Source organism: Pseudomonas brassicacearum (assembly GCF_000585995.1).
GTDB classification, from domain to species: Bacteria; Pseudomonadota; Gammaproteobacteria; order Pseudomonadales; family Pseudomonadaceae; genus Aquipseudomonas; species Aquipseudomonas brassicacearum_A.
The window spans coordinates 6044766-6071455 of sequence record NZ_CP007410.1 but is presented as its reverse complement, the minus strand read 5'-3'; the positions used below and the strand labels follow the sequence as shown (position 1 = coordinate 6071455).

General features: G+C 61.0%; 19 protein-coding genes and 1 tRNA gene. 7 read left to right on the top strand and 13 right to left on the bottom strand.

Annotated features, from left to right (window positions below):
* Positions 1-89 precede the first annotated feature (89 nt).
* The 5 genes from CD58_RS26145 (at position 90) to CD58_RS29625 (ending at position 7827) form a co-directional block, all read left to right on the top strand.
* Complete coding sequence (locus tag CD58_RS26145; RefSeq protein WP_025215825.1) at positions 90-1895, top strand: phenylacyl-CoA dehydrogenase; 1806 nt, start codon at positions 90-92, stop codon at positions 1893-1895.
* Between the two features lie 331 nt (positions 1896-2226).
* Complete coding sequence (locus CD58_RS26140) at positions 2227-3516, top strand: GGDEF domain-containing protein (protein WP_025215824.1); 1290 nt, start codon at positions 2227-2229, stop codon at positions 3514-3516.
* Between the two features lie 91 nt (positions 3517-3607).
* Positions 3608-5404, top strand: a complete 1797-nt coding sequence (locus tag CD58_RS26135) for an acyl-CoA dehydrogenase C-terminal domain-containing protein (protein ID WP_025215823.1) — start codon at positions 3608-3610, stop codon at positions 5402-5404.
* Between the two features lie 139 nt (positions 5405-5543).
* Positions 5544-7322, top strand: coding sequence for an acyl-CoA dehydrogenase C-terminal domain-containing protein (locus CD58_RS26130; RefSeq protein WP_025215822.1), 1779 nt, complete (start codon positions 5544-5546; stop codon positions 7320-7322).
* Positions 7323-7668: 346 nt separating this feature from the next.
* Entirely contained in the window at positions 7669-7827 is a 159-nt protein-coding gene (locus CD58_RS29625; RefSeq protein ID WP_038436734.1) for a YqaE/Pmp3 family membrane protein, read from the top strand.
* 79 nt (positions 7828-7906) lie between these two features.
* On the opposite strand, the gene CD58_RS26120 is transcribed toward CD58_RS29625, so the two are convergent.
* The 9 genes from CD58_RS26120 to CD58_RS26085 form a co-directional block, all read right to left on the bottom strand.
* Positions 7907-9736, bottom strand: coding sequence for an alpha/beta hydrolase family protein (locus tag CD58_RS26120; RefSeq protein WP_025215821.1), 1830 nt, complete (start codon positions 9734-9736; stop codon positions 7907-7909).
* Positions 9702-10871 carry a pyrroloquinoline quinone biosynthesis protein PqqE gene (pqqE, locus tag CD58_RS26115; RefSeq protein WP_025215820.1) on the bottom strand — a complete coding sequence of 390 codons (1170 nt, stop codon included), beginning with the start codon at positions 10869-10871 and terminating at the stop codon, positions 9702-9704. Before pqqE ends, CD58_RS26120 begins: the two co-directional genes overlap by 35 nt.
* Complete coding sequence (pqqD, locus tag CD58_RS26110; RefSeq protein WP_025215819.1) at positions 10843-11118, bottom strand: pyrroloquinoline quinone biosynthesis peptide chaperone PqqD; 276 nt, start codon at positions 11116-11118, stop codon at positions 10843-10845. Before pqqD ends, pqqE begins: the two co-directional genes overlap by 29 nt.
* The gene (gene pqqC / locus CD58_RS26105; protein ID WP_025215818.1) at positions 11115-11867 is read right to left on the bottom strand and encodes a pyrroloquinoline-quinone synthase PqqC; all 753 of its coding nucleotides are present in this window, start codon (positions 11865-11867) and stop codon (positions 11115-11117) included. Before pqqC ends, pqqD begins: the two co-directional genes overlap by 4 nt.
* Positions 11868-12080: 213 nt before the next feature.
* Positions 12081-12992 carry a pyrroloquinoline quinone biosynthesis protein PqqB gene (gene pqqB, locus CD58_RS26100; RefSeq protein WP_025215817.1) on the bottom strand — a complete coding sequence of 304 codons (912 nt, stop codon included), beginning with the start codon at positions 12990-12992 and terminating at the stop codon, positions 12081-12083.
* 81 nt (positions 12993-13073) lie between these two features.
* Complete coding sequence (gene pqqA, locus CD58_RS29620) at positions 13074-13148, bottom strand: pyrroloquinoline quinone precursor peptide PqqA (RefSeq protein WP_003177660.1); 75 nt, start codon at positions 13146-13148, stop codon at positions 13074-13076.
* A gap of 157 nt (positions 13149-13305) precedes the next feature.
* Positions 13306-15735, bottom strand: coding sequence for a pyrroloquinoline quinone biosynthesis protein PqqF (gene pqqF, locus CD58_RS26095; protein ID WP_025215816.1), 2430 nt, complete (start codon positions 15733-15735; stop codon positions 13306-13308).
* A gap of 90 nt (positions 15736-15825) precedes the next feature.
* Positions 15826-16620, bottom strand: a complete 795-nt coding sequence (locus CD58_RS26090; protein ID WP_025215815.1) for a carbon-nitrogen hydrolase family protein — start codon at positions 16618-16620, stop codon at positions 15826-15828.
* Between the two features lie 12 nt (positions 16621-16632).
* Positions 16633-18315: a flavin monoamine oxidase family protein gene (locus CD58_RS26085; protein WP_025215814.1), complete on the bottom strand. Its 1683-nt coding sequence runs from the start codon at positions 18313-18315 to the stop codon at positions 16633-16635.
* 362 nt (positions 18316-18677) lie between these two features.
* Here CD58_RS26085 and CD58_RS26080 point away from each other — a divergent pair, with 362 nt between their 5' ends.
* Together CD58_RS26080 and CD58_RS26075 are read left to right on the top strand one after the other, a co-directional pair.
* Entirely contained in the window at positions 18678-19043 is a 366-nt protein-coding gene (locus CD58_RS26080) for a type II toxin-antitoxin system RelE/ParE family toxin (RefSeq protein WP_025215813.1), read from the top strand.
* A complete protein-coding gene (locus CD58_RS26075; protein ID WP_025215812.1) occupies positions 19036-19350 on the top strand; it encodes an XRE family transcriptional regulator in 315 nt (104 codons plus the stop codon). Before CD58_RS26080 ends, CD58_RS26075 begins: the two co-directional genes overlap by 8 nt.
* 35 nt (positions 19351-19385) lie before the next feature.
* Here the strand turns inward: CD58_RS26075 and CD58_RS26070 are convergent, their stop codons facing one another.
* The 4 genes from CD58_RS26070 to CD58_RS26050 form a co-directional block, all read right to left on the bottom strand.
* On the bottom strand, positions 19386-19847 hold the full coding sequence (locus CD58_RS26070; RefSeq protein ID WP_025215811.1) for an Lrp/AsnC family transcriptional regulator: 462 nt from the start codon (positions 19845-19847) through the stop codon (positions 19386-19388).
* A 35-nt stretch (positions 19848-19882) separates the two neighbouring features.
* Positions 19883-22246 (bottom strand): hypothetical protein, encoded by a 2364-nt coding sequence (locus CD58_RS26065; protein ID WP_235195282.1) that lies wholly within the window; start codon positions 22244-22246, stop codon positions 19883-19885.
* 536 nt (positions 22247-22782) lie between these two features.
* A tRNA-Ile gene (locus tag CD58_RS26055) sits at positions 22783-22859 on the bottom strand.
* A 15-nt stretch (positions 22860-22874) separates the two neighbouring features.
* Positions 22875-26618, bottom strand: a complete 3744-nt coding sequence (locus CD58_RS26050) for a bifunctional diguanylate cyclase/phosphodiesterase (protein ID WP_025215808.1) — start codon at positions 26616-26618, stop codon at positions 22875-22877.
* Positions 26619-26690: the final 72 nt, after the last annotated feature.

The following is a 26690-nucleotide window of genomic DNA, read 5'->3' as shown; positions in this document are numbered from 1 at the left end:
GTAAACGTATGTTTCAAACAACTGTTTGATCGCTACAACAAATCCACGCGGTCGCTCATTCCCGGTTACATCAGCAGAGGTTTATCGCTATGCCTGACTACAAGGCCCCCTTGCGTGATATTCGCTTCGTTCGTGACGAACTGCTCGGTTACGAGGCGCATTATCAGAGCCTTCCGGCTTGCCAGGACGCAACGCCAGACATGGTTGACGCCATTCTCGAAGAAGGCGCCAAGTTTTGTGAGCAGGTGCTGGCGCCGCTGAACCGCGTGGGCGACATCGAAGGCTGCACCTGGAGCGAGTCCGGTGTGAAAACCCCGACCGGTTTCAAGGAAGCCTACAAGCAATTCGTCGAAGGCGGCTGGCCAAGCCTGGCCCACGACGTCGAGCACGGCGGTCAAGGCCTGCCGGAGTCCCTGGGCCTGGCGGTCAGCGAGATGGTCGGCGAAGCCAACTGGTCGTGGGGCATGTACCCGGGCCTGTCCCATGGCGCGATGAACACCATTTCCGAGCACGGTACGCCTGAGCAACAAGAGGCTTACCTGACCAAGCTGGTGTCTGGCGAATGGACCGGCACCATGTGCTTGACCGAACCGCACTGCGGCACCGACCTGGGCATGCTGCGCACCAAGGCCGAGCCGCAAGCGGACGGTTCCTACAAGGTTTCCGGTACCAAGATCTTCATTTCGGCCGGCGAACACGACATGGCCGACAACATCGTCCATATCGTCCTGGCGCGCCTGCCGGATGCACCGGCCGGTACCAAGGGCATTTCGCTGTTCATCGTTCCAAAATTCCTGCCTAACGCCGATGGCTCCATCGGCCAGCGCAATGCGGTGAGCTGCGGTTCCCTGGAGCACAAGATGGGCATCCACGGCAACGCCACTTGCGTGATGAACTTCGACGCGGCCACCGGTTTCCTGATCGGCCCGGCGAACAAAGGCCTGAACTGCATGTTCACCTTCATGAACACCGCACGCCTGGGCACCGCGCTGCAAGGCCTGGCCCACGCCGAAATCGGTTTCCAGGGTGGCCTGAAATACGCCCGTGACCGCCTGCAGATGCGTTCCCTGACCGGCCCGAAAGCACCGGACAAGGCCGCCGACCCGATCATCGTGCACCCTGACGTGCGTCGCATGCTGCTGACCATGAAGGCCTTCGCCGAAGGTAACCGTGCGATGGTCTACTTCACCGCCAAGCAGGTCGACATCGTCAAGTATGGCGTGGACGAGGAAGAGAAGAAAAAAGCCGATGCGCTGCTGGCGTTCATGACGCCAATCGCCAAGGCATTCATGACCGAAGTCGGCTTCGAATCGGCCAACCATGGCGTGCAGATCTACGGCGGCCACGGCTTCATCGCCGAGTGGGGTATGGAGCAGAACGTTCGCGACAGCCGTATCTCGATGCTGTACGAAGGCACCACCGGCATCCAGGCCCTCGACCTGCTGGGTCGCAAAGTGTTGATGACCCAGGGCGAGGCACTCAAGGGCTTCACCAAGATCGTCCACAAGTTCTGCCAGGGCAACGAAGGCAACGAAGCGGTCAAGGAGTTCGTAGAACCGTTGGCTGCGCTGAACAAAGAGTGGGGCGAATTGACCATGAAGGTCGGTATGGCGGCCATGAAGGATCGCGAGGAAGTCGGCGCGGCGTCGGTGGACTACCTGATGTACTCCGGTTACGCCTGCCTGGCCTATTTCTGGGCCGACATGGCGCGCCTGGCAGCGGAAAAGCTCGCCGCCGGCACCACCGAAGAAGCCTTCTACACCGCCAAGTTGCAGACCGCACGCTTCTACTTCCAGCGCATCCTGCCGCGTACGCGTACTCACGTGGCAACCATGCTGTCGGGCGCCAACAACCTGATGGACATGAAAGAAGAGAACTTCGCACTGGGCTACTAAGCCTCAAGCGGTTCTTCACAAGCCGCTGCTTCCCTCGGGAGCAGCGGCTTTTTTCATGTCCGCACACCCCCCCTGTGGGAGCGAGCTTGCTCGCGATGACGGCGGTACATTCGGCATTACTGTCAGCAGAAGTACCGCTATCGCGAGCAAGCTCGCTCCCACAGGAGTGCTCGAAGTTCGTGAAACAACATTCATCCAACAAAGCACTAAGAAAATATTCCCTCCTGCCGTTACAGGGATGGCAGTGTGACATCTGTCGCATCTCCAGTGCCTTACGCCGCAATAGCAGGCACAATGCCATCTTTGCTCAGCCCGGTCGGAGCTTTACCCTTTGCCGCGTTCTTCCGCTGTACGTTTCAGCCATTTCCTACCGTCATTGCTGCTGTTGCTGGCGGGGCTCGCGGCTGCCTACGTCAAGGATCTCAACGTTTTCTTCACCTCGCTGTTCAACGTGCTTCCGACGTTGGTGTTGCTGCTGGGCGGTGCGTATTGCGCGGTCTATCGTCGCCAGCGTGAACTGTTCCTGATGGTCACGGTGTACATCGCCTACTTTTTGCTGGACACCCAGACTGACTTCTATCGCGACAACGGCAAGGTGCGTGAAGACGCCGCGGTGGTGTTCCACCTTGTCTGCCTGCTGCTGCCGTTGCTGTTCGGGCTGTTCGCGGCGTGGCAGGAGCGCACCCACCTGTTCCAGGACATGGTGGCGCGGTTCGCGGTGTTGCTGGTCTTTGGCAGCGTGGCGCTGGCCCTGGAGCAGAGTTTTCCCCAGGCGTTGCTGTTGTGGCTCTCGGAGATCCGCTGGCCGGCGTTGCATGGCGCCTGGATGAGCCTGATCCAATTGTCCTACCCGGTGTTCACCGCGGTGTTTGTGTTGCTGGCCTGGCAATACTGGCGCAACCCCCGCCCCCTGCATGCCGCGCAATTGGTGGGGTTGCTGGGGGTGTTCTGGATGCTGCCCAAGACCTTCATCCTGCCGTTCACCCTGAACATCATGTGCAGCCAGGTGATGTTGATGATCGCCGCCGCGGTCGCTCATGAGGCCTATCAAATGGCTTTCCGTGACGAGCTGACCGGTCTGCCGGGGCGACGGGCCCTGAATGAACGCATGCAACGCCTGGGACGCAATTATGTGTTGGCGATGAGCGACGTGGACCACTTCAAGAAATTCAACGACACCCACGGCCACGACGTGGGCGACCAAGTGTTGCGCCTGGTGGCCAGCAAGTTGTCAAAGATCGGTGGTGGGGGTAGGGCGTATCGCTACGGCGGTGAGGAATTCGCGCTGGTGTTTGCCGGCAAGACCATCGACGAGTGCATGCCTCATCTGGAAGTCATCCGCCAGTCCATCGAGACGTACAGCATTCAGTTGCGTAATCCCGACAGTCGTCCCCAGGATGATCAACAAGGCCGTCAGCGTCGCGCCGGGGCCGGTGCGTCCAGTGTCTCGGTGACGGTCAGCATCGGCGTCGCGGAACGCCTCGAGCAACGCACCCCCGAGGAAGTGCTCAAGTCCGCCGACCAGGCGCTCTATAACGCCAAGGGTGCGGGGCGTAACTGTGTGATTGCCTTTGGGCAGAACCGCCGCGGCGCGGTGCGCATGGAAGCCGCCGCGGGTTGAGTGATGATGGCGCATTCAGCGCCTGGACTGTGATTGTGGGCCTCGGTGGCCGGCAGTAGGTTGAAATGATCTGCTACCGGAGAAAACCACCATGCCCGAGTACAAAGCCCCGCTGCGCGACATGCGTTTCCTGATCGATCACGTCTTCGATTTCCATGGCCGTTATGCCGAGCTGGGCGCCAGCGATGCCAGCCCGGACATGGTCAGCGCGATCCTCGAGGAAGGCGCCAAATTCTGTGAGAACGTGCTGGCGCCGCTCAATCGCCCGGGTGACGAAGAAGGCTGCCACTTCGACAACGGCGTCGTCACCACGCCTACCGGTTTCAAGCAGGCTTTCGCACAGTACGTGGAGGGCGGCTGGCACGGGCTGGCGGCGGATCCGAGCTATGGCGGCCAGGGCCTGCCCAGCTCCCTGGGCCTGGTCATCAGCGAGATGATCGGCTCCAGCAATACCTCCTGGGGCATGTACCCGGGCCTGACCCACGGCGCCATGTCGGCCATTCACGCCCATGGCACCGAAGCGCAGAAGCAGACCTACCTGAGCAAACTCACCGCCGGTCAGTGGACCGGCACCATGTGCCTGACCGAAGCCCACTGCGGCACGGACCTGGGCATCATCAAGACCCGGGCCGTGCCCCAGGCCGACGGCAGCTATGCGATCTCCGGCAGCAAGATCTTCATTTCCGCCGGCGAACACGACATGAGCGACAACATCATCCACCTGGTGCTGGCCAAGCTGCCGGACGCTCCTGCGGGGACCAAGGGCATCTCGCTGTTCATCGTGCCCAAGTTCCTGCCCGACACCAGCGGCGAGGCGGGGGCGCGCAATGGCGTTGCCTGCGGCTCGATCGAACACAAGATGGGCATCAAGGCGTCGGCCACTTGCGTGCTGAACTTTGATGACGCCAAGGGCTTCCTGATCGGCGAGCCGAACAAGGGCTTGAACTGCATGTTCACCATGATGAACCACGCCCGTCTCGGCACCGGCATGCAAGGCCTGTGTCTGGGGGAGGCGAGTTTCCAGGGCGCCATCAAGTATGCCAATGACCGTTTGCAGATGCGCGCGCTGACCGGCCCCAAGGCGCCGGACAAGGCCGCCGATCCGATCATTGTCCATCCCGATGTGCGCAGGATGCTGTTGACCATGAAAGCCTTCAACGAAGGCAACCGGGCGCTGACCTATTTCACCGCGCAACTGCTGGACACCGCGCACCTGAGCCCGGACGAAACCGCGCGCCAAGAGGCCGAAGACCTGCTGGCCTTCCTTACCCCGATCTGCAAGGCCTTCATGACCGACACCGGGCTGGAAGTGACGAACCACGGCATGCAGGTGTTCGGCGGCCACGGTTTCATTCGCGAGTGGGGTATGGAGCAGTTGGTGCGCGATTGCCGCATCGCGCCGATCTATGAGGGCACCAACGGCATCCAGGCCCTGGACCTATTGGGGCGCAAGGTGCTGGGCAGCCAGGGCAAATTGCTGCGCGGCTTCACCAAAATCGTCCATAAATTCTGCGCTGCCAACGCGCAACATCCGCAGCTCAAGGAGTACGTCGCGCAACTCGACGGGCTCAACCAGCAGTGGGGCGAGCTGACTACTCGGGTTGGCATGGCCGCCATGAAGAATCCAGATGAAGTTGGCGCCGCCTCCGTGGATTATTTGATGTACAGCGGTTACATCATCCTGGCCTACCTGTGGTTGCGCATGGCCTTGGTGGCCCAGGCGCAACTCGACAGCGGTGACGGTGATGGGGATTTCTGTCAGGCCAAACTGGCGACCTGCGAGTTCTACTTCAAGCGGCTGCTGCCACGTACGACCGCCCATCGTGCCGCTGTCGAGGCTGGGAGCGACTGCCTGATGAAGCTGCCGGCGGAGTTGTTTGCCCTCTGACAATCTATTGGTTGTGACTAAAAATAACAAAACGGTCATGGGTTGACCCTATGTGTCGCAAAAGTTGTTGAGGTACACTCCGACCCATGCAAAAACCGTTTTCTTACGAACCAACTGTTTAGATCCTGCGAGGTTTGCCATGGCTGACTACAAAGCGCCCCTGCGCGATATGCGCTTCGTCCTCAATGAAGTCTTCGAGGTCACGAAACTCTGGGCCCAATTGCCGGCGTTGGCCGACACCGTAGACGCTGAAACTGTCGAAGCGATCCTTGAAGAAGCCGGCAAAGTCACCAGCAAGAGCATTGCCCCCCTCAGTCGTGCGGCTGACGAAGAAGGTTGCCACTGGGCCGACGGCGCCGTCACTACGCCGGCCGGTTTCCCACAGGCTTATCAGACTTATGCTGAAGGCGGCTGGGTCGGTGTCGGTGGTGATCCGGCTTACGGCGGCATGGGCATGCCAAAGGCCGTTTCCGCCCAGGTCGAGGAAATGGTCAACTCCGCCAGCCTGTCCTTCGGTCTGTACCCGATGCTGACAGCCGGGGCTTGCCTGTCGATCAATGCCCACGCCAGCGAAGAGCTGAAAGCCGCGTACCTGCCGAACATGTACGCCGGTGTCTGGGCGGGCTCCATGTGCCTGACCGAACCACATGCCGGCACCGACCTGGGGATCATTCGGACCAAGGCCGAACCCCAGGCCGACGGTTCCTACAAAGTCAGCGGCACCAAGATATTTATCACCGGCGGCGAGCACGACCTCACCGAGAACATCATTCACCTGGTGTTGGCGAAGCTGCCGGACGCCCCTGCTGGGCCGAAAGGCATTTCGCTGTTCCTGGTGCCCAAGTTCATGGTCAATGCCGACGGCAGCCTGGGCGCCCGCAACCCGGCCAACTGCGGCTCGATTGAACACAAGATGGGTATCCAGGCGTCCGCCACTTGCGTGATGAACTTCGACGAAGCCGTGGGTTATCTGGTCGGCGAGCCGAACAAAGGCCTGGCGGCGATGTTCACCATGATGAACTACGAGCGTCTGGGCGTCGGTATCCAGGGCCTGGCCTCCGGTGAGCGTTCCTACCAGAACGCCATCGAATATGCCCGTGACCGCCTGCAAAGCCGTTCGCCAACCGGCGCGCAGAACAAGGACAAGGTGGCCGACCCGATCATCGTCCACCCGGACGTACGCCGGATGCTGTTGACCATGAAAGCCTCGAACGAGGGGGGCCGGGCATTCTCCACCTACGTGGCGATGCAACTGGACACCGCCAAGTTCAGTGAAGACCCGACCACCCGCAAGCGCGCCGAAGACCTGGTGGCACTGCTGACCCCGGTGGCGAAGGCTTTCCTGACTGACCTGGGCCTGGAAACCACGGTCCACGGCCAGCAGGTTTTCGGCGGTCACGGCTACATTCGTGAATGGGGCCAGGAACAACTGGTCCGTGATGTGCGTATTACCCAAATCTACGAAGGCACCAACGGTATCCAGGCGCTGGACCTGGTGGGGCGCAAGATCGTCGGCACCGGCGGTGCGTTCTACAAACTGTTTGCCGATGAAATCCGCCATTTCACCGCCACTGCAAGCAGCGACCTGGCGGAGTTCACCAAACCCCTGAACGACGCGGTCGGTACGCTGGATGAGTTGACTGAATGGTTGCTGGACCGGGCGAAGAACAACCCCAACGAAATTGGCGCCGCCTCGGTGGAGTACCTCCAGGCGTTCGGCTACACCGCTTACGCCTACATGTGGGCGTTGATGGCCAAGGCGGCCTTTGGCAAAGAAAACCAGGATGATTTCTACGCGAGCAAATTGGGTACGGCGCGCTTCTACTTTGCCCGCCTGCTGCCACGTATTCATTCCCTGAGTGCTTCGGTGAAGGCGGGGAGCGAGTCGCTGTTCTTGCTGGAGCCCGGGCAGTTCTAAAAACTGACATTGTGTAAGCAAACGCTTACACAATGTGCTGGCATTTTCCCTCTATCGGCAGGTTGGATCCAAGGCTAATCTACTTCACATGGACGTCGCGCAGGATGCGCAAAGCAACAGCACGGACACGTAGGATTCTGCCAGGATGGCGGAGTGAAATGGATGTCAGGGAAACAGTCTGCAAAGCCCCGCTTCGGCGGGGTTTTCTTTTGCCTGCGTTTTTTGTAGTGCGCGGGTTTGGCCGTTCGGGCCGCCTTTCTTGATGGTTTTTCACTGAACCCTGACGAGCGGTCGGGGGTCAATGAGCTGTATGGCAACGTAGCCATCGCCAATCAGGGAGTCATCCATGGATATCATTCGAATCATCATCGCCATCCTGCTACCGCCACTGGGTGTGTTTCTGCAGGTCGGTTTTGGCGGGGCTTTCTGGCTGAATATCCTGCTGACATTGCTGGGTTACATCCCGGGCATCGTGCATGCGGTGTACATCATCGCCAAGCGCTGAGGGCCTGGCGCGAATTTGATTACAGGGTCTAACCCCCTGTGGGAGCGAGCTTGCTCGCTCCCACAGTTTTTTCCTCTACCTACAGGCTGTCCTCGATCACCCGGCGATAAAACAACCACTCATGCTCCAGCGCATGAGCCTGGTTCGCCGCCTTGCGAAAGCCATGACGCTCATCCGGGTAGTAGTGCGCTTCGACCGTAACGCCGTTCGCCTCTAAAGCCCTGACCATATCCCGCGTCTGCTGTGGCACGACCACGGCGTCCAGCTCGCCTTGAAAGAAGATGACCGGTACGCGAATCCGCTCGGCACGCAGCAGCGGCGTCCGGGCGCGGTAGCGTTCGGCATCCTGTTGCGGATCGCCGATCAGCCAGTCCAGGTAATCCCCTTCGAACTTGTGCGTAGCGCGGCTGAGAGCGACAGGGTCGCTGACGCCATAGAGGCTGGCGCCGGCCCGGAACACCTCATGGAACGCCAGGGCGCACAGGGTCGTATACCCACCGGCACTGCCGCCACGAATGAACGCACAGTGACCATCGATCAGGCCTTGCTCGTCCAGGTGCGCGACCACCGCGCAAGCGTCCTCGACATCCACAACCCCCCAGTTCAAATGCAGTGCTTGTCGATAAGCCCGGCCATAGCCGGTGCTGCCACGGTAGTTGAGGTCGGCGACGGCGAAACCGCGCTGGGTCCAGTACTGGATGCGTGGATCAAAGATGGGGTAGCAGGCTGAGGTCGGTCCGCCGTGGATAAACACCACCAGCGGCGGTTTCTCGATAGCACTCATGGCCGGATAAAAGAACCCATGGGCTTCGCTTGAGCCGGAAGGGTATCGCAGGGTGCGGGGCTGACTGATCTGCTCGACGGGGAGCGGTGCGCCGCCACCGGCCAGCTCCGTTACTTCGTGGCTGTTCCGTCCAATCGCAATGACCGCCGACGGGTTGGTCGGGGACGCAGCGATGGCGTAGATGAACTGCTCATCCAGCGCCAGGCTGCGAAAGCGAGTGTAAGTGCCGGTAAAGTCCTCGTTCGCATCGCCGCTGCGGCACAGACCCAGGCGACCCAACCCCGCTTCGGTCCAACTGGCCAGGTAAGCATGCTCGTCCAACGGCAGCCAGGTGCAGCCACCCAGTTGCCACGGCGCGGGCGCGTGATCGGCTGCGGCGGCGGACAGCGGTTCCAGGCCGCGGGCCGACTCAACCCAGGGCTGCCAGTAGCCGCCGCGATCAGTCAGGCAATAAAGACGATTCGAGTCGTCGAAACGGGGCTGCTGGATGGACTCTTCTTCAGCGTTGCCCGCCACACAATATGGTGCACCCCATCCTGAAATAGTGCGCTCGGCCAGCATCAACCGCGTGGCCGTCCACGGCTGATGCGGACGACTCCATTCAATCCACGCGAGCCGCTGCCCATCGGGGCTGATGGTCGGCGAAGCATAGAAGTCCGCGCCTTCAGCCAGCAGATGCCGCCGGTGATCCGTCAGCCCGATCGACACCAGGCGATGCTGATTGGCCTGTTCCTCCACCGCCAGCACCTGACCATCGGCGAAGCCGAGATCCCCATATCGACAGTCGCTCGAGGTCAGCGCCACGGGGCGCTCACCGGTCAGCGACTGCTGGTACACCTGCTGGTCGGCCTCATTGACGAACAGCACGCCGTCATCGCTCAGGCAGAACGCTCCGCCGCCGTATTCATAGACTCGGCTGCGGGCGCTGAATCCGTCTGGCGTCAGGCAGCGAGCCTTGGCGTCCTGCCAATGCCAGATCCGGCAGGCGCCGTCTTCGGGACGGTATTCATTCCAGAACAGGCCCTGGGGCCCGACCTGCAGTTCGGAGAAGTCGGTGCCGGCGGCAACGGCTTGGGCGGCGCTGAAAGGATCAGCCTTTGGCGATGAGGCGCGAGTTTCGTTCATTGCGGAAGGCCAGTTGCTCAATGGTTTGCGTGGCGTGCTCGGCGTCTTCGCGAGCTTGCAGGATTATCCCGTGATGTTCGGATTTGCTGCACACCGGGTCGGCGTTGCTGGCATCCCCCGTGAGCATGAACGCTTGGCAGCGACAGCCGCCGAAGTCCTTCTCCTTTTCATCGCAGGAACGGCACGGCTCGGGCATCCAGTCATAGCCGCGAAAGCGGTTGAAGCCGAACGAGTCGTACCAGATGTGCTGCATGCTGTGGTCGCGCACGTTGGGAAATTGCACCGGCAGTTGCCGGGCGCCGTGACAGGGCAATGCGGTGCCGTCCGGCGTGACGGTGAGGAAAATGCTGCCCCAGCCGTTCATGCAGCCCTTGGGGCGTTCTTCATAGTAGTCCGGCGTGACGAAGATCAGCTTGCACGGATTGCCTTCGGCTTCGAGCTTGGTGCGATATTCGTTGGTGACGCGCTCGGCACGCACCAGTTGCTCCCGGGTGGGCAGCAGGCCGACGCGGTTGAGCTGCGCCCAGCCGTAGAACTGGCAGGTGGCAAGCTCGACGAAGTCCGCTTCAAGGGCGATGCACAGCTCGATGATGCGGTCGATCTTGTCGATGTTGTGCCGATGGGTCACGAAGTTCAGCACCATCGGGTAGCCGTGGGCTTTCACCGCCCGGGCCATTTCCAGTTTTTGCGCGAAGGCTTTCTTCGAACCGGCCAGCAGATTGTTGACCTGTTCGTCGCTGGCCTGGAAGCTGATCTGGATGTGGTCCAGGCCGGCTTTTTTGAAGTCGCTGATTTTCTGCTCGGTCAAACCGATGCCGGAGGTGATCAGGTTGGTATAGAAACCCAGCCGGCGTGCCTCGCCGATCAGTTCGGCCAGGTCCTGGCGCACCAGCGGCTCGCCGCCGGAAAAGCCCAGTTGCGCGGCGCCCATTTCCCGGGCCTCGCGAAAGACCTTGAACCACTGCTCGGTGCTCAGCTCCTTGCCCTGCTCGGCGAAGTCCAGCGGGTTGGAGCAGTACGGGCATTGCAGCGGGCAACGGTAGGTCAGCTCCGCCAGCAGCCACAGCGGCAGGCCGATCTCCGGCTTGGGTGGCAGGCCGGTGGTGTCAGGCAAGTTCGATCCAGTGCTGTGCACGGGCGACCTCCATGAATTGCTCGATGTCGTCATCGAGTTCCGGCACGTCGGGAAACTGCTTCGCCAACTCGCCGATGATGGCCGCGACATCCCGTTCACCGTCGATCAGGCCGCCGATCAGCGCAGCGCTGTCGTTCAGCTTGATCATGCCTTCAGGATAGAGCAGCACGTGGCCTTTCTGGGCCGGTTCGTACTGGAAGCGATAGCCGGGGCGCCAGCGCGGGGTTTTGCTGCGGTCGAAACTCATAAGCTGATCCCTTTGTGCCATACCCGTTGCCCGGTCACGCTGTGGTAGGGCGGGCGGTTCAATTCGTAGGCCATGCTCATGGCGTCGAGCATGCTCCAGAGGATGTCCAGTTTGAACTGGAGAATCTCCAGCATGCGCTCTTGCCCTGCGCGGGTGGTGTAGTGCTGCAAGGTAATCGCCAGGCCATGCTCCACGTCACGCCGGGCCTGGCCCAGGCGGGTGCGGAAGTATTGATAGCCGGCCGGGTCGATCCACGGGTAATGCTGCGGCCAGCTGTCCAGGCGCGACTGGTGGATCTGCGGGGCGAACAATTCGGTCAGCGAGCTGCTGGCGGCTTCCTGCCAGCAAGCCCGGCGGGCGAAGTTGACATAGGCGTCCACGGCGAAACGCACCCCCGGCAGCACCAGCTCCTGGGAGCGCAGTTGATCGGGGTCCAGGCCCACCGCCTGGCCCAGCCGCAGCCAGGCTTCGATGCCGCCGTCTTCGCCGGGCGCGCCGTCATGGTCAAGCAGGCGCTGAATCCACTCACGGCGGATCTCCCGGTCGGGGCAGTTGGCCAGGATCGCCGCATCCTTGAGCGGTATATTCACTTGGTAGTAAAAACGGTTCGCGACCCAGCCCTGGATCTGCTCGCGAGTGGCGCGGCCTTCATACATCGCCACATGGTACGGGTGGTGGATGTGGTAATACGCGCCCTTGGCACGCAGGGCCGCTTCGAACTCGGCGGGGGACAGGGGGGTGTCAGTCATTTCGGTCTCCGGGGAATAACCGTTGGATTCTGTGGCGTCAGGGCTGGCCTCATCGCGAGCAAGCTCGCTCCCACACGGTTTTTGCAGTGGAACAGATATCCGGTGCCACTCGGACCACTGTGGGAGCGAGCTTGCTCGCGATAGCGTCCTACCAGCCGATGCCAATGTCGACTGATACACCGCAACTTCACCCTCACATTGGTTCCGTCCTTCCTACAACTCAATACTCATTCCGTCGTAGGACACTTCAATCTTTCGGCGTACGAGCTCGGCCCGCTCGGGCGAGTCTTCGTCCAGGATCGGGTTGGTGTTGTTGATATGGATAAGGACCTTGCGCTGATTGGGCAGTTGCTCCAGCACTTCCAGCATCCCGCCGGGACCATTCTGCGCCAGGTGGCCCATTTCCTGACCGGTGCGGGTGCCAACGCCACGGCGTTGCATTTCATCGTCGTCCCACATCGTGCCGTCCACCAGCAGGCAATCGCTGCCGGCCATGATCTCCAGCAATGGTCCATCGACCTTGCCCAGGCCGGGGGCGTAGAACAGTTTGCCGCCGGTGCGCAGGTCTTCGACGATCAGCCCGATGTTATCGCCCGGATGCGGGTCGAAGCGGTGCGGTGAATAGGGCGGCGCGGCGCTGCGCAGTGGCAACGGGGTGAAGCGCAGGTTCGAGCAGGCCGGGATGGTGAAAGACTGGTCGAGTTCGATACGGTTCCAGCTCAGCCCGCCGTTCCAGTGGGTCAACATGTTGAACAGTGGGAAACCGGTGCTCAGGTCTTCATGGACCATGTCGGTGCACCAGACCTGGTGCGGGCAGCCTTCCCGCAGGCTGAGCAGGCCCGTGGTGTGGTCGATCTGACTGTCCATCAGGATGATCGCGCCAATGCCGGTGTCCCGCAGGGCCCGGCCCGGCTGCATCGGGGCGAAACTCTGAAGCTGGGCGCGAATGTCCGGAGAGGCGTTGCACAGCACCCAGTTCACACCGTCATCGGAAATCGCGATGGATGATTGGGTGCGCGCCTGGGCCCGCAGGCTGCCGTTGCGAAAACCTGCGCAATTGGCGCAGTTGCAGTTCCACTGGGGGAAACCGCCACCGGCGGCGGAACCTAGAATCTGGACAAACATGGCCGCTCCATCTGCAATCCGAAATAAAAAACGCCCCGGCTGACCGAGGCGTTGTGCTGCGTGTTTAAGTACCTGCAGCAATCAACGGCTGGCGAAGTACATGGTGACTTCGAAACCGATACGCAGGTCGATATATGCGGGTTTGGACCAGGACATGGGAATACTCCTTTGGTTGGGGGGAGACGGTTTGGATCTATACATATAGTCCACCTCCGTTCGGAGATGTTCAGATGCTTAGGCGGCTATGTTACTAAATCTGACAAATTCGTTCGCCGCGATTCTCGAAGAAAGCTCATTGCAGCGGCTGTAATGATCAATCCGCCACTTGCCAGGGCGATCCTGGGCAGTCCCCGGTGGCCAGGCAATACCGGCCACCTTCAGCGTCAATCAACTGCCTGGCGGCATTGAGTAGCTGTTCGCGATCCACAAGCACGATGGCGTCGGCTAACGATTGGAGATAATCCGACGGGAGGCCGGCCAGTTTGCCCTGCCAGAGCAGCTCGGCCGCCTGGGCACAGGGCAGGGTGTCGATCTGAAGCTGCGCGGCGAGGGCTTGCTGCTGGCGGTCCAGGGTCGAGTCGTCGATCTGCTGGATCAGTTCCGGTAACCCGTTCAGGAAGTGTTCGACGTGGGTGATCAACTGCCCCGCCGAGGCGTTGGGCGATTGCACGCCAAACAACACGCCGGTTTGCCCATTGATCTGCCTCAGCCCACTGAACACCGCATAGCCCAACTGCAACTCAACCCGCAAGCGCTGGTAAAGCGGGGTCTGGCTTAGCTGCGCCAGTAACCGCCACGCCGCTGCGTCGGGCAAGGCCTGGGTTGGCGCGGGGCAGAACAGCAATACGGCCTGTTCATCACCGTGGGTCTGGAGGCTGTGCCAGATAGGTTGTCTGGAAGGTGTCGTCGGTTCGATGTCCTGGTCGGCCATGCCGGGCACCCGGGCCAGCGCGGAGCCCATGGCGGCCTGGGTGGCCGTCGACAGGCCGATGGCCAAGCCATCCCACCGGGCCGTCGCCCACATGCTGTCGGGCAGCGGCAAGGCCGGAGGCTGCACGTTTTGCTGGCAATGCTTCGGCAATTCCTTCAGCAGGTGCCGAATCGGCATCAGGGGTACTTCAGTCCTGGGCTGGACCATCGGCAGCGGTTCGTCCAGCTGGGTCAGAATGTGCTCGAGTACCAGCGGCAGGGGGGCCTGCAAGCCCACCAGCTTCAGCAGCCATTGGTTGCCAACGGGTTCGAAGGTGACATCCACGCCAGCCTGACGGGCATCCTCGCGCAGATCCTGCAAATGCCGGTCGAGCCTGGCTTGAAGGTCGAGCGGTGCCTCGGTCGCCAGCCGCCAACGCAGATACACCGCGCCTTCTCGGCTGTCGTTTGGCAGCGCCTGGCTGAACTGCATCGGCGAGCGTTCCCGACGACCCCGGGAGCGATCCTGGGCGAAGGTGCGCAAACCGCGATGGGCGCTGGTCTGGCCGCGTATCAAGCCGGCGCGAGGTGGCTCGTTTGCCGATTGCAGGAACGGGTTGGGCGCGGGCAGCTGCCATTGTCCGGTGACGGTATCGACAGGGTGCAATTGCTTGAGGATTTCCCTGAGCCTTACGAGGTCGTTTTCCGACAGCGGTCCTTCGCGTTGTTCACTGTCCCAACGCGCCAATTGCAGCGCCGTGCCGGTCTCTTGCCGACGCTGCAGCAGCGCGGTGAATTCCGCGCGCAACGGTGCCCAGTCGTCCTGGGCGGCAAAAAAGCCTAGCCAATCGTGCAGCAACGGCTGGATTTCGTTCGACGCTTGATCGTTGTCGAGCTTGAACTCGATGTGCAGCAGCGCCTGGCCGGCAAACGCATACAGCGGCGTGGCCTTGAGACTGTCGGCCAGGCCGCGCTGACGCAGCGTGGCGAGCAGGCCGCCCGGTTTGCTGGAGCTCAGCCACGTACAGAGAAAATCCAGGGCTTGAGGCGACGCGGCGGGTAAGTCTTCGAAGGCGAACAGTAGATCGAGACAGCCTTCGCGCAGTTGTTGATAACCACCCAATGGCGATTCCATCAGCTTCGGGGGCGACGACCTGGCAACCCTTTTGCCCTCCGGCAGGTTGCCGCCGAACTGTTCGGCCAGTGCTTTCAACGCTTCGACGCTCTGCGGGCCGGCCAGGCTCAGGGTCATTTGACCGCACTGGTAGAACGTTCGATAGAACCCGTGCAAGGCCGCTTGGAATCCAGGTTGTGACACGGCAAGGGTGTCGCGATTGCCCGCGTGAAAGCCGCGCAGCGGATGAGCCGCCGACAGTCCGTCATGCAGGGCCAGCTGTTGCTGGGCTGCCGCGTCCTGGGACCAGGCAATGAACTCCGCGTGCAGGACTTCCCGTTCCCGCAACTGATCGGCTTCATCCAGGCGCGGATGAGCGAGCATGTCCTCGAGCCGCTCCAGCCCGCCAGTGAAGGCGGCGGGCGGCAGTTCGAAGAAAAAGTCCGTGGTCCGTTCGCTGGTGCGAGCATTGATCTGGCCACCGTGCCGCTGCACGTAGGCCATCAGATTCTCTCCTGTAGGAAATCGCTCGGTGCCGAGGAAGAAAAGATGCTCGAGGAAGTGCGCCAAGCCCGGCCAGGCCAAGGGCACATCATGGCTGCCGGCTGCGATCCGAAGTACCGCAGCGCTGCGTTTGAGGCCGGGCACATGGCGCAATGTGACCTGCAAGCCGTTGGCCAGGGTTTCAGTGTGAGAGTGGAGGAAATCGGGGGCCGGCATGAGCGCTTCCAAAACAGAGATGCGCTCATGCTAGCGGATTAAGGGGCGTTCTCAATGAGTTTCCCCATCGTGTCGTGTTTCGAATCAGGGTCAATGCTTGTGCAAGTCGCCGTAAAGATCGGGACGACGATCGTGCAAGTAGTTATAGGCCGCTCGGGCGTTTTCCATCAACTGCCGGTCCAGCTCACCGACGATCAAAGCCTCGTCCAACCCGGCCAGCGCAGGGCGGCTGCCATCCGGTGCGGCGATGCTGCTTTGGCCGCAATACTGCAATTCACCTTCGTGACCGCAGTAATTGGCATAGGCCACGAAACACTGGTTCTCGATGGCCCGGGCGCGCACGGTGACATCGGCGATGAACTCGTAGGGTTGCATGTTGGCCGTCGGCACCAGGATCAGTTCGGCACCGGCCAGGGCCAGGCGGCGGGCGTTTTCCGGGAACTCCAGGTCGTAGCAGATCAGGAAGCCGAGCTTCCAGCCATTGAGTTCCACGATGGGCAGCGCTGAGTCGCCAGCGCTGAACATGGCATGATCGAGGTCACCGAACAGATGGCTCTTGCGGTAGTTGGCCAGACGCTCGCCCTGGGCGTCGATCAGTTGCACCGCGTTGTAGATCTGCCCGTCTTCGCTTCGCTCAGGGTAGCCATAGACAATCGCCAGGCCAGCTGCCTTGGCGATGCGGCCGATCTGCTGCGCCCATTCGCCGTTGTAGACCTCGGCCAATACATTCACCGCGTCGACGCCGATGTTGTAGCCGGTCATGAACATCTCCGGCAGCACCAACACATCGGCGCCCCTGGCCTCCAGCGCCACTTGATGCAGGCGTTGCAGGTTGCCGGCCGGATCCAGTGGCAGCGGTGGGCATTGATAAAGGGCTACACGCATCTAAAACTCCTTTTATTCGGGCAGGGCGATCGGACCGATCTCGTGGAACACATCTCCTGGACCCGGGTTCTCGGCGTGAGTTTCACCGCCGAAGTGCTTCATGATTCCCCACACGGCATTGAGCGAGGTCTGTACCGCGCCTTCGACCCAGGCTGGTGTCCATGAGACGTCATCGCCGGCGATAAAGATCCCGCGTTGTTCGGCCGGCATGTCGTCCTGCATGAAATGCGCGTACATGCGCTGGTTGTAGCGATAGTGGCCGGGCAGGGCGCCCTTGAATGCACCGAGGAAATGCGGGTCGGCTTCCCAGGACACGGTGATCGGATCGCCGATGATCCGCGCGGCAATGTCCACCTTGGGGTAGATTTTTTTCAGGGCATCGAGGGCCAGCTTCACGCGTTTCTCCACCGGATGCGGCAGCATTTTCAGCGCATCGCTCATCCAGGAGTACGACAGGCAGATCACCCCCGGTTTGTCATCGCCGTTGTCGAACAGGTAAGTGCCACGGGTGAGGCGATCAGTGAGGGTCATGCTCATCAGGTCGCGGCCGGTTTCCGGGTCCTTGTCTTTCCAGAACGGGCGGTCGACCATCACGAAAGTCTTCGACGATTGCATGTAGCGAGTGCGGTCCAGGGCCATCCACATTTTTTGCGAGAACAGCGCCTCTTCACACTCGATCTGGGTGGTCAGCAGCCAGCTCTGGCAGGTGACCAGCACTGCGGCGTATTCGCGGGTGTTGTCCCAGACGTCCGTCACGCTGAAGCGACCATCTGCAGCGCGGGCGATGCGCTTCACGCCGCTGCGGGGCGCGCCCAGGTGCAGGGAACTGAGGCTGGTCCCCACCGGCCAGTGCACGCAGCGTTCCGGCACGTGGCTCCAGATGCCGTGGGGCACCTGCTCGACGCCGCCGACCACCAGATGCTGATGGTCGTCGCAGTTGGTCATCACGACGCGGAAGATTTCCAGCATCGAATTGGGGAAGTCCGAGTCCCAGCCGCCGGTGCCGAAGCCGACCTGGCCGAACACTTCGCGGTGCTGGAAGGAGAGCTTGGCGAACGCCTTGGAGGTGGCGACGAAGTCGTAGAAGGTGCGGTCGTCCCACAGTGGCACCAGGGTGTTCCACAGCTCCTTGAGACGTGGCACGTCGCGGTCGCGAATCGCCTGCTGGATTTCACCGAAGCGCGAACCGTCTTCCAGTGCATCGGCCCAGGCGTCGGCGACTTCCTGGAACAATGCCGGAAGGTCCGCCAATTTCTGTGCGTAGTAGGTCTGGCCTTCCAGATCGATGACAGTACTGCCCGAGGCCGGGGTCAGCGGGTTGGGGAACGGTTTTGTCTCAAGGCCAAGCTTGTCGACGTAGTGGTAGAACGCTGTGGATGAGACCGGAAAACGCATGCCGCCCAACTCGGCGATCACCCCTTCGGCGCCGTTGAACGCTTGTGAGCGCAGGCGCCCGCCCATTTTCGATGCTTCGTAGACCACCGGCTTGAGGCCCAGCTTCATCAACTCGTAGGCCGCCACCAGCCCAGCGATACCGGCGCCGACGATCGCCACTTCCGCACCGTGGTTGTGCGCCGGAATACTGCCCAGGCCAGCCGGATGTTCGATCCAGTCGTCAAAGGCGAAAGGAAAGTCCGGCCCGAAAATGGTGATGGGCTTCTTACCGTCTGCGGGGTGGCGATTGTGCTTGTTCATGGCTGACCTTGATGGGCGACTCGACGCGGCGTTCGCGTCTGAGTATAGGAAAGATGCCAGCCATTCTAGGGAGGGTGAAACACGTTAATAAGACACAATATGTCGTCGTTTTGAGTGGTTATCAGTCATTTTGATGTGGCTGTGAGGCGTAATGACGAAATGCATTCCTGTGGGAGCGAGCTTGCTCGCGATAGCGGCGGTTCAGTCAGCACTTTCATGGGCTGACAGACCGCCATCGCGAGCAAGCGCGCTCCCCCCGAAACTCTCCTTAACAATTGCTTGCGTGATCAACAGGAGCAGATACCCGCCCCAACTCCTATGATTATTCCCTTGAGGTTATATGACCTGGGTGGCATATTTGAATGAAATGGGACGTTGAGTACACAGACGAATTTGAGAGGTGGTGGAACCGTCTCTGTGAATCTGAGCAAGATTCGGTACAGGCCTCGGTAATGCTGCTCGGCGACACCGGGCCGTATCTGGGCTTTCCTCACACCAGTGATATCAAAGGTTCGCGTCATGGCAACCTTCGTGAGTTACGAGTGCAATACGCAGGTAGGCCTTATCGTGTGCTCTATGCGTTTGATCCCCGCCGCTGCGCCATCCTGCTGATCGGGGGAGACAAAACCGGCCAGGGCCGTTGGTATCAGGAATATGTGCCTTTGGCCGAACGCCTCTATGACGAGCATTTGGAAGTATTGAAGAGAGAGGGCTTTGACAATGGCTAAGAAATTTTCCGACTTGATGGCGCGTCGGTCGCCTGACTCCCAGGCTCGTGCACAGGCTCTGTATCAGACGTTGCGTGCAGAAATGCCGTTGCACGAGTTGCGCCAGGCGCAGGAGTTGAGCCAGGAGGCCTTGGCCAAGGCACTGCATATCAACCAGGCGGCAGTCTCGAAAATGGAGCGCCGGACGGATATGTACATCAGCACGTTGCGAAATTACATCCGGGCCATGGGAGGGGAATTGGAGATTATCGCGACCTTTCCAGAGGGGCAGGTCAGGATCGAAAATTTCTCCCATCCAACACCGTAACTGGCGATATTCCCACAGGTTAAGTCATGCAGGGGCTAGACCGGCTGCCCCCGATCGATCTTGCTGCTGAGAATGATCGAGGTGGTGGTCTTATCCACGCCATCGACACTGCCGATCTGGTCCAGCAACTGATCCAGTTGCTCCGGTGAATCGGTACGCAGCCAGGCCACGTAATCGAATTCACCACTCACCGCACACAGCTGCTGGACCTGGGCCATGGCGCTCAAGCGTCGCAGCACATCCTTGCCGGAGCGCGGTTGCACCTTGATGCCCACGTAAGCCTGCAAACCCCCATCAATCACCCGTTGTCCCAGCCGCACGCCGTATCCGGTAATGACTTTGGTTTTTTCCAGCCGCGCCAGGCGCGAGGTTACGGTCGTCCGGGCGATGCCCAACTGCCGGGCCAGCATGGCGACGCTTTCCCGGGCATTGATTTGCAGGGCCGCGATCAGTTGGCGGTCGATTTCGTCGAGGACGGGAGGGCGAGTGTCAGGCAAGGTGGGCTCCGGCGTGGGCATCGGTGGCGAGCATGTTACAGGCTCTCGCGTTCGAAATAGCCAATGGCGGGTAAGGTCAGCGCTCGCCAGGCGGCGGCAAGGTGCACCTGTGAAGACCTGAGCCAGAAACCGTCCTGGCACACCAGCTGTTCAGCCGGGGCTTGCAGCAAAAGCGCCAGTGGCAATGACTGTTCTGAACCTTGGTCGTCATCGTCTTCAGCTTCCCAGTCATGCTCAAAACAGCGCACGCGCACCTGATCGTCGTCGAAGCCTTCAAACAAGGGCCGGTTACCCAGCCATTGCGGATGCACTCGCAACGTGTGCGCCTGGAGATCCAGAAGCAGCAATTGCCAGCCTCGATAGTTGCCACACAGCTCGGTCACGTCGGTCGCCATGCAGGTCAGGGCCAGATAGCGGCCATCCGCCGACCAGATCATCGAGGGTGCCAGGTTGCTCAACGCGCAGCCTGAGGCTGTCAGCAGGTAGCCGCCAAGCCGAGGCGTCTGTGCTCGCACCCAACTGTCGGCATATTCCGTCTCACTGCCGAACAACCAGGCGGCATCCTGATGGTCGGGCGCGGGCAGGATGAAGTCACCGTCGGCGGTGGCCGCTTGCGGACGATCCACCAGACGCCAAGGGGTAACGCTGTGCAGTTGTGAATCGGTCACCTGCAGTTCCACGGTGTTGTAGAACAGCCGGGATTGTTCGTCGGGTTGAAAGAACGACGGGTCATTATCACTCTGCGGCGCAGGGATGTTGAAGCGTTGCAGCGCGCTGCTATCCAGGTCTTGATCAAGACGACCGGCAACCACCGCCAAGCTCAGCCGGCCATCGCGAAAATCGAGCAGGCGAGCGACCCACATGGCGGGCCCTTCCAGCAGGCGTCGTTCCTTCACGTCTGCAATCACCCCATGGGTCGCCACTGTCGTCGAACCGTCAAAGGGCAGCAGCGCCAGGTAGCGTCCGCAATCGGAGACCCGATGATCCAGCAACCAGCTGCCTGGCAGGTGCCAATCACCGATCTGGCAGCGATAGCCCCCGAGTCCATCGCGGTTATCGGCAAGCCAGATCAACCGGGCGCACACACCACCCTGCATCGGCTGGGTCTCGATGTACGCGTCACCGCGCAGGCCTTGGCTGTCCAACGGCAGCGCAATGGCCATGCGGGTCAGTTTGAATTCAGCGACCTGTACGCGACCTTGGGCGTCGTGGCCGGCCTGGGTTTCGGTATCGCTGTGGATACTGTCCAGGCGGTAGCCATAACGCCCGGAGCCTGGTCGCGGATAGTCAAGGTACGAGCCGATCTGCACATGGCTCGCGTCGAGGCTGAGCAACTCATGCCAATAGAAGGACGGTTCCGCGTCACTCTTCACCCAAGGCGCGGGCAGGGCATGCCAGCCCTTGTCGATCTGCCACAACCAGTATTGATCGCCATCAGCGTGACGGGTTTGCGCCTGGGCCAGGCACACCAGGGCGCGTTGATCGCCGCTCCATACCAAAGGCGCATCGGCTGCCATCAGCAAGTCGGACGGTTGCCCGTTGACGCTGACGGTATAGCGCGGCGAAAGCAGAGGTTCCAGTGGCTGGGCCAGGTCGCGAAAGGTTGCGGGCAAGACAATGTCGCCCCGCAGGCATTGCTGGCCATCGGCGGAGCGCCGTTCGAACGTCTGCTGAACACTTTCGGGATGCCAGTCGGGTTCCAGCCACAGGTCGGCGACGGACACCAGGTTGGTAACACTGGCCGTTTTCAACAGCTCGTCCAGCCGGGTTTCGCGAACGCTATTGTCCACCAACGGGCTATGGCGGCCGCTCAACAGGTCGAGGTCAAACGCGTCCAACTCCCAGAGCTCGCTGTCGGCACAGCGGTACACCTGGCGCTGGTGACGGTCGAGGACGACCAGCCCCCAGTTCTGCCGGGACGGCACCGTTGCCGCAAAATAACGCCCGTCGCGGGAAAACAGTGACGAAGAACCAAGGCCTTGCAGGAGCACACCATCGGGGAACAGATAGTCGCAATAAGTGGGTCCGCCCATGGCGATTTCACTGTGGTTGAACACCCGGATCGGCTCGCCTTCAGGCGTCAGTTGCGGCTCGCTTCCGCCCCAGGCGCTGGCGCCTTTGCCGGAAACAGGCGCCAAGCCCAGACGCCGTTCCCAGGTACTGACACACGCCAGCCCGCCGCCGATGCTGGCAATGGCCGCCAGGATCCCCCACCACTCAGGCAAGGCCCGGCCCACGCTGAACCCCAGGCCGAACACGGCGCCGACGATCAACCTGCCACAGAATCGCCCGGCCGACTGAAAACCGAATCGTGCGGCAAGACCCATCAGCAGGCCGAAGAACAACACCGCCAGCAGCGCCAGCGGCGGAGGCAATATCGTGACGAAAAAAGCCGGCACCAGCAGGATGCCGAGTTGCCAGAACAGTTCGAGAAATAAACGGGGGAGGCTGGGGCTGGCGATGATTGCTGTCTCGCTTGATGAGGTTGAACGGCTTGGACGTAGGGCCCAGCCCGTCGTTACTTGCGCAGAGTATTACTTCAGGTGAGGCCAGGAACAAGAAATGGGGGCGGCCAGTTTGTCGAAGTTGCTCTCGCGGTCAAACAACGGCGAGCTTTTGAAGTCGATTCGGGGGCAGGAGTGCCTGTGCGCCTGGTCCTGTTCAATGGGAACTGGCGTGGTCATAGGTCAGGAAAAGCACACCCATGCCACCTTGGCCATGACTCAGAAGTACGCTCCACTTCAGGCCTGGGCATATGGCGGAGGTCGTTACGCTGAATCCGCTGGGAATCTATGAGAAAAAAGTGACCGGGAAAGCGACAGCCCAAAAATGAAATTGGACGAATCTTGGACGGTACACCATTTTTCAGGGTTTCCCGATGCGAGTTTTCAGACGCTGGAAACGACGAAAGCCGCGCAATGCGCGGCTTTGGAGTTGGTGGGCCCACACGGACTCGAACCGTGGACCAAAGGATTATGAGTCCTCTGCTCTAACCAACTGAGCTATAGGCCCTCAGTAGGCCGCGGATTATAGCGACGGTTTCTCGGCTGTGCTATCCGAAAAATCCGATACAGCCATACGCAGAAACGTGGCGGCAAACTCATCCGCGCCCAAGGGCAGGCTGACGATGTAGCCCTGGATCTGTTCGCAACCTTCTTCGGCCAGGAATTGTTGTTGGGCCAGGGTTTCGACGCCCTCGGCGATGATGGTGAATTGCATGCTGCGGCCCAGGGCGATGATTGCCCGTACGATGGCCGCATCGTGGGGGTCATCGGGTAGGCCGCGGACGAAAGACTGGTCGATCTTGAGGATGTCCAGCGGCAGGCGCTTGAGGTAGCTCAGGGATGAGTAACCGGTACCGAAGTCATCGATGGCCAACTGCACGCCGAGTTTTTTCAGTTGATGTAGCACCGTCAGGGCTTCTTCTGCCTGGCTCATGATGAAGTTTTCGGTAATTTCCAGTTGCAATAAGCCGGGTTTGAGACCGTGCTCACGCAGCAGTTGTTCGATACGCCCCAGCAGGTTGGGTTGGCGCAATTGCGCGCCGGCCAGGTTGACCGACAGCGGGCCGAGACTGTGGTAGATGTCGTTCCATTCGCACAGTTGCCGGCAGGCGCGCTCCAGTACCCAGTCGCCGATTTGCAGGATCATGCCGTTTTCTTCCGCCAGCGGGATGAAGTGTTCCGGCGGCACGTCCCCAAACGTTGGGTGAGTCCAGCGAATCAGCGCCTCGGCACCCACTAGCCGGTTGTCGGCGAGGCTGATTTTGGGCTGGAAGGACAGTGACAACTCGTTGCGTTCAATCGCCCGCCGCAGCTCGTGTTCCAAGGCCACGCGCTCGCTGGCCTGGGCGGTGAGGTCGCGGGTGTAGCTTTCCACCCGGTTACGCCCCTTGGCCTTGGAGCGGTACATCGCCGCGTCGGCATTCTTGACCAGCGTGGCGACGTCGCAGCCATCCTGTGGGTAGAGGCTAGTGCCGATGCTGGCGCTGATGAAGAACTCGTGCTCGCCGGCCTGGAACGGCGCGGCAAAGCCGTTCAACAGCTTCTGGGCAATGTGCTCGGCATCGCTGGGCTGCTGCAGGCCCGGCAGCAGGATGATGAACTCGTCGCCCCCGAGGCGCGCCACGGTGTCGATGTCGCGCAACTGCTCGCGCAGGCGCACGGCGATGCCTTTGAGCAACAGGTCGCCGACCGGATGCCCGAGACTGTCATTGATGTGCTTGAAACGGTCCAGGTCCAGGAACAGCACTGCCCCTTGGCCGCCGTTTTCCTGCTGGCTGTTCAGGGCTGTGAGCAAACGGCTTTCGAACAGTGTTCGATTCGGCAAGCCGGTCAGCGGATCGTGGTGAGCCTGGTAGTCGAGCCGGGCCTGGGCGTGTTTGAGGCTGGAGATGTCGGCGAAGACCGCGACGAAATGGGTGATTTGTTGATCCCGATTACGCACCGCGCTGATGGTCAGCCAGCTGGGGTACAGCTCGCCGTTCTTGCGTCGATTGGAAATCTCTCCCTGCCAGTGCCCCTCCGCTGTCAGTTGGTGCCACATCGCGGCGTAAAACGCGCTGTCGTGCAGGCCGGAAGCCAACAAACGAGGCGTATGGCCCAAGGCTTCGGTTTCGCTGTAGCCGGTGATTTCAGTGAAGGCTCGGTTCACAGCGCTGATGTGCTGCTGCGTATCGGTGATCAGCACGCCTTCGGCGGTGCTTTCGAACACAGTGGCGGCCTGTTGCAGTTTTTCCTGCATCAGATGGCGTTCAGTGATGTCCCGGGCGATGGTCAGCATGCAGTCTTCGTTGCCGATGGGTAGCGGTCGGCTGGACACTTCGCAGAGCCGGATCTGCCCGTCGTTGCGGCGAATATGGCAGCTGAAATCCCTGACAAACCCATCCCGTTTCAGCAGGTCGAGCATCTGTTTGCGCTCGTTGAGATTGACCCAGATGCCCAAGTCCAGGGTCGAGCGGTCTACCGACAGGGCACTGTTGAAACCAGTAATGCGACTGAAACCTTCGTTGACTTCAATCAGCAGGCCGTCGCTTTGCCGGGACAGCAGCAAACCGTCAGGTGAGGCGTGGAAAGCCTTGGCGAACTTCTCTTCGGACGTCTGCAATTGCTGCTGGGTTTCCTTGAGCTGGCTGATGTCCCGCACTACCACGACCAGGGCTGGCGTCGTGTCGAGGTCGAAAGGTTCGGCGGAGATCAGCCCTGTGAACACCTGGCCGTTGCTGCGGCGGAAGGGCATTTCCAGATTGCGAATACTGCCGGCCTGCAAACGCTGCAACAGGCTCGGACCAACGCCCTGAATGCCCCAGATATTCAGTTCGGTTGCGTTGCGACCCACTGCTTCTGCGGCACTCAGGCCGATTTTCTCTTCGAAGGCCTTGTTGACCTCCAGCAGGCAGCCGTCCATCAGGCGTGCGATCACTAGGATGTCCGGGCATTGGCGGAACACCGAGGCAAACTTCTGCTCCGATAGGCGCAATGCCTCCTCGGTGCGTTTGGCTTCGCTGATGTCGATCATCAGCCCGCGCATCACCGGTTCGTGGCCGTGCTCGATCAGGCTGACGATGTCGCGTACCCAGAGGCACCGGCCGTCGGCCGTGATCACGCGGTAATCGATGCAGTGGTCGCGGCCCGCCAGCACTTCATGATCGCAATAGGTCTGGGCGCGGATCAGGTCGGCTGGGTGAATAATGTTGCGCCAGAAGCCCGGGATCAGCCAGTGGGCGAGGGGGTAGCCCAAGAGGTCTTCGGCGTGCGGTGATACGTAGCTGTAGGTGAAATCACTGACCCTGGCTTCCCAGGCAATCGCCGAGAGACTTTCCACCAATCCACGGTAATGGTATTCGCTGCTGCGCAGTTCCTGCTCCAGTTCGACCCGTCGGGCGATCTCCGAGCTGAGCCGGCGGTTGATGCGAATGACCACGGCCAGGATGCCGATCAAGAGGAGCAGCGCAGGCAGGCCATAAAGCAGCAAGTCGGACCAGAGCTGGCGGTAATCGTGCACATTGCCGACCCACTTCTGCTGGATCTCGTCGATCTCGGCCGGGGTCATGTCCGCCAGGACCTTGTCCAGGATGCTCACCAATATCTTGTTGTCTCGAGGGACGGCCATTGCCAGTTGATAGCGATAAGGCGTTTCACCGCTGACATAAAGCCCCTCGAGCTTGAGTTGGCGCAGGCTCCAGACACTGGAAGCCAGGTCGCCCACCACTGCGTCTACTTCATCGGTTGCCAGCGCCTGCAGGGCTGAGCTGACATTGGGCAGCGCCACCAGGTTCAGGTCGGGATGGTGGTTGCGCAGCAGCTCGTGGGGTGCGTAGTTCTCCACCACGGCGATTTTCAGTCCGTACAGCTCTTTAAGGTTGTGAGGTTGGGCGCCGCCGCGATGGGCCAGGATGACGATTGGGAAGTCGAGATAGGGCCGGGTAAATGCCAGGTAATTCTGCCGTTCAGGGGTGGACATGATGCCTGGCAAAAGGTCGATCTCGCCCTGTGCGACCTGTTCCAGCACGGCGGTCCAGCTGGCCGGCTCGATGGGTGTGAGCCTGACGGCCAACCGCTCACGGATGATATCGACGTAATCGGCGGCCAGGCCTTGATAGCGGCCTTGGTCGTCGCGAAATTCAAACGGCGGCCATGAAGCATCGACACCCAGGCGCAGGTCGGGGTGGTCCTTGAGCCAGCGGAGCTCTTCGTCGGTAAGCGTCAACGCGCCAGCTGTTGCGGTCCAGGTGATCAAGGACAGCAAAAGCGCGGCCGTCAGTCTGGGCATCAGTGTCTCGTCATGGCTTGGAAAGGATGTTTCGAGTGTAGACGGGCAATAGGGTGGGGGGACACAGCTGGG

Excerpts from the sequence above, each read along its gene's own strand:
- pqqB (WP_025215817.1), bottom strand. The coding sequence starts at position 12,992 with ATGTTTGTCCAGATTCTAGGTTCCGCCGCCGGTGGCGGTTTCCCCCAG.
- pqqF (WP_025215816.1), bottom strand. The coding sequence starts at position 15,735 with ATGCCGGCCCCCGATTTCCTCCACTCTCACACTGAAACCCTGGCCAAC.
- CD58_RS26075 (WP_025215812.1), top strand. The coding sequence starts at position 19,036 with ATGGCTAAGAAATTTTCCGACTTGATGGCGCGTCGGTCGCCTGACTCC.
- pqqC (WP_025215818.1), bottom strand. The coding sequence starts at position 11,867 with ATGACTGACACCCCCCTGTCCCCCGCCGAGTTCGAAGCGGCCCTGCGT.
- CD58_RS26085 (WP_025215814.1), bottom strand. The coding sequence starts at position 18,315 with ATGAACAAGCACAATCGCCACCCCGCAGACGGTAAGAAGCCCATCACC.
- pqqD (WP_025215819.1), bottom strand. The coding sequence starts at position 11,118 with ATGAGTTTCGACCGCAGCAAAACCCCGCGCTGGCGCCCCGGCTATCGC.
- CD58_RS26130 (WP_025215822.1), top strand. The coding sequence starts at position 5,544 with ATGGCTGACTACAAAGCGCCCCTGCGCGATATGCGCTTCGTCCTCAAT.
- CD58_RS26120 (WP_025215821.1), bottom strand. The coding sequence starts at position 9,736 with ATGAACGAAACTCGCGCCTCATCGCCAAAGGCTGATCCTTTCAGCGCC.
- CD58_RS26090 (WP_025215815.1), bottom strand. The coding sequence starts at position 16,620 with ATGCGTGTAGCCCTTTATCAATGCCCACCGCTGCCACTGGATCCGGCC.
- CD58_RS26080 (WP_025215813.1), top strand. The coding sequence starts at position 18,678 with ATGAAATGGGACGTTGAGTACACAGACGAATTTGAGAGGTGGTGGAAC.
- CD58_RS26135 (WP_025215823.1), top strand. The coding sequence starts at position 3,608 with ATGCCCGAGTACAAAGCCCCGCTGCGCGACATGCGTTTCCTGATCGAT.
- CD58_RS29625 (WP_038436734.1), top strand. The coding sequence starts at position 7,669 with ATGGATATCATTCGAATCATCATCGCCATCCTGCTACCGCCACTGGGT.
- CD58_RS26145 (WP_025215825.1), top strand. The coding sequence starts at position 90 with ATGCCTGACTACAAGGCCCCCTTGCGTGATATTCGCTTCGTTCGTGAC.
- CD58_RS26050 (WP_025215808.1), bottom strand. The coding sequence starts at position 26,618 with ATGCCCAGACTGACGGCCGCGCTTTTGCTGTCCTTGATCACCTGGACC.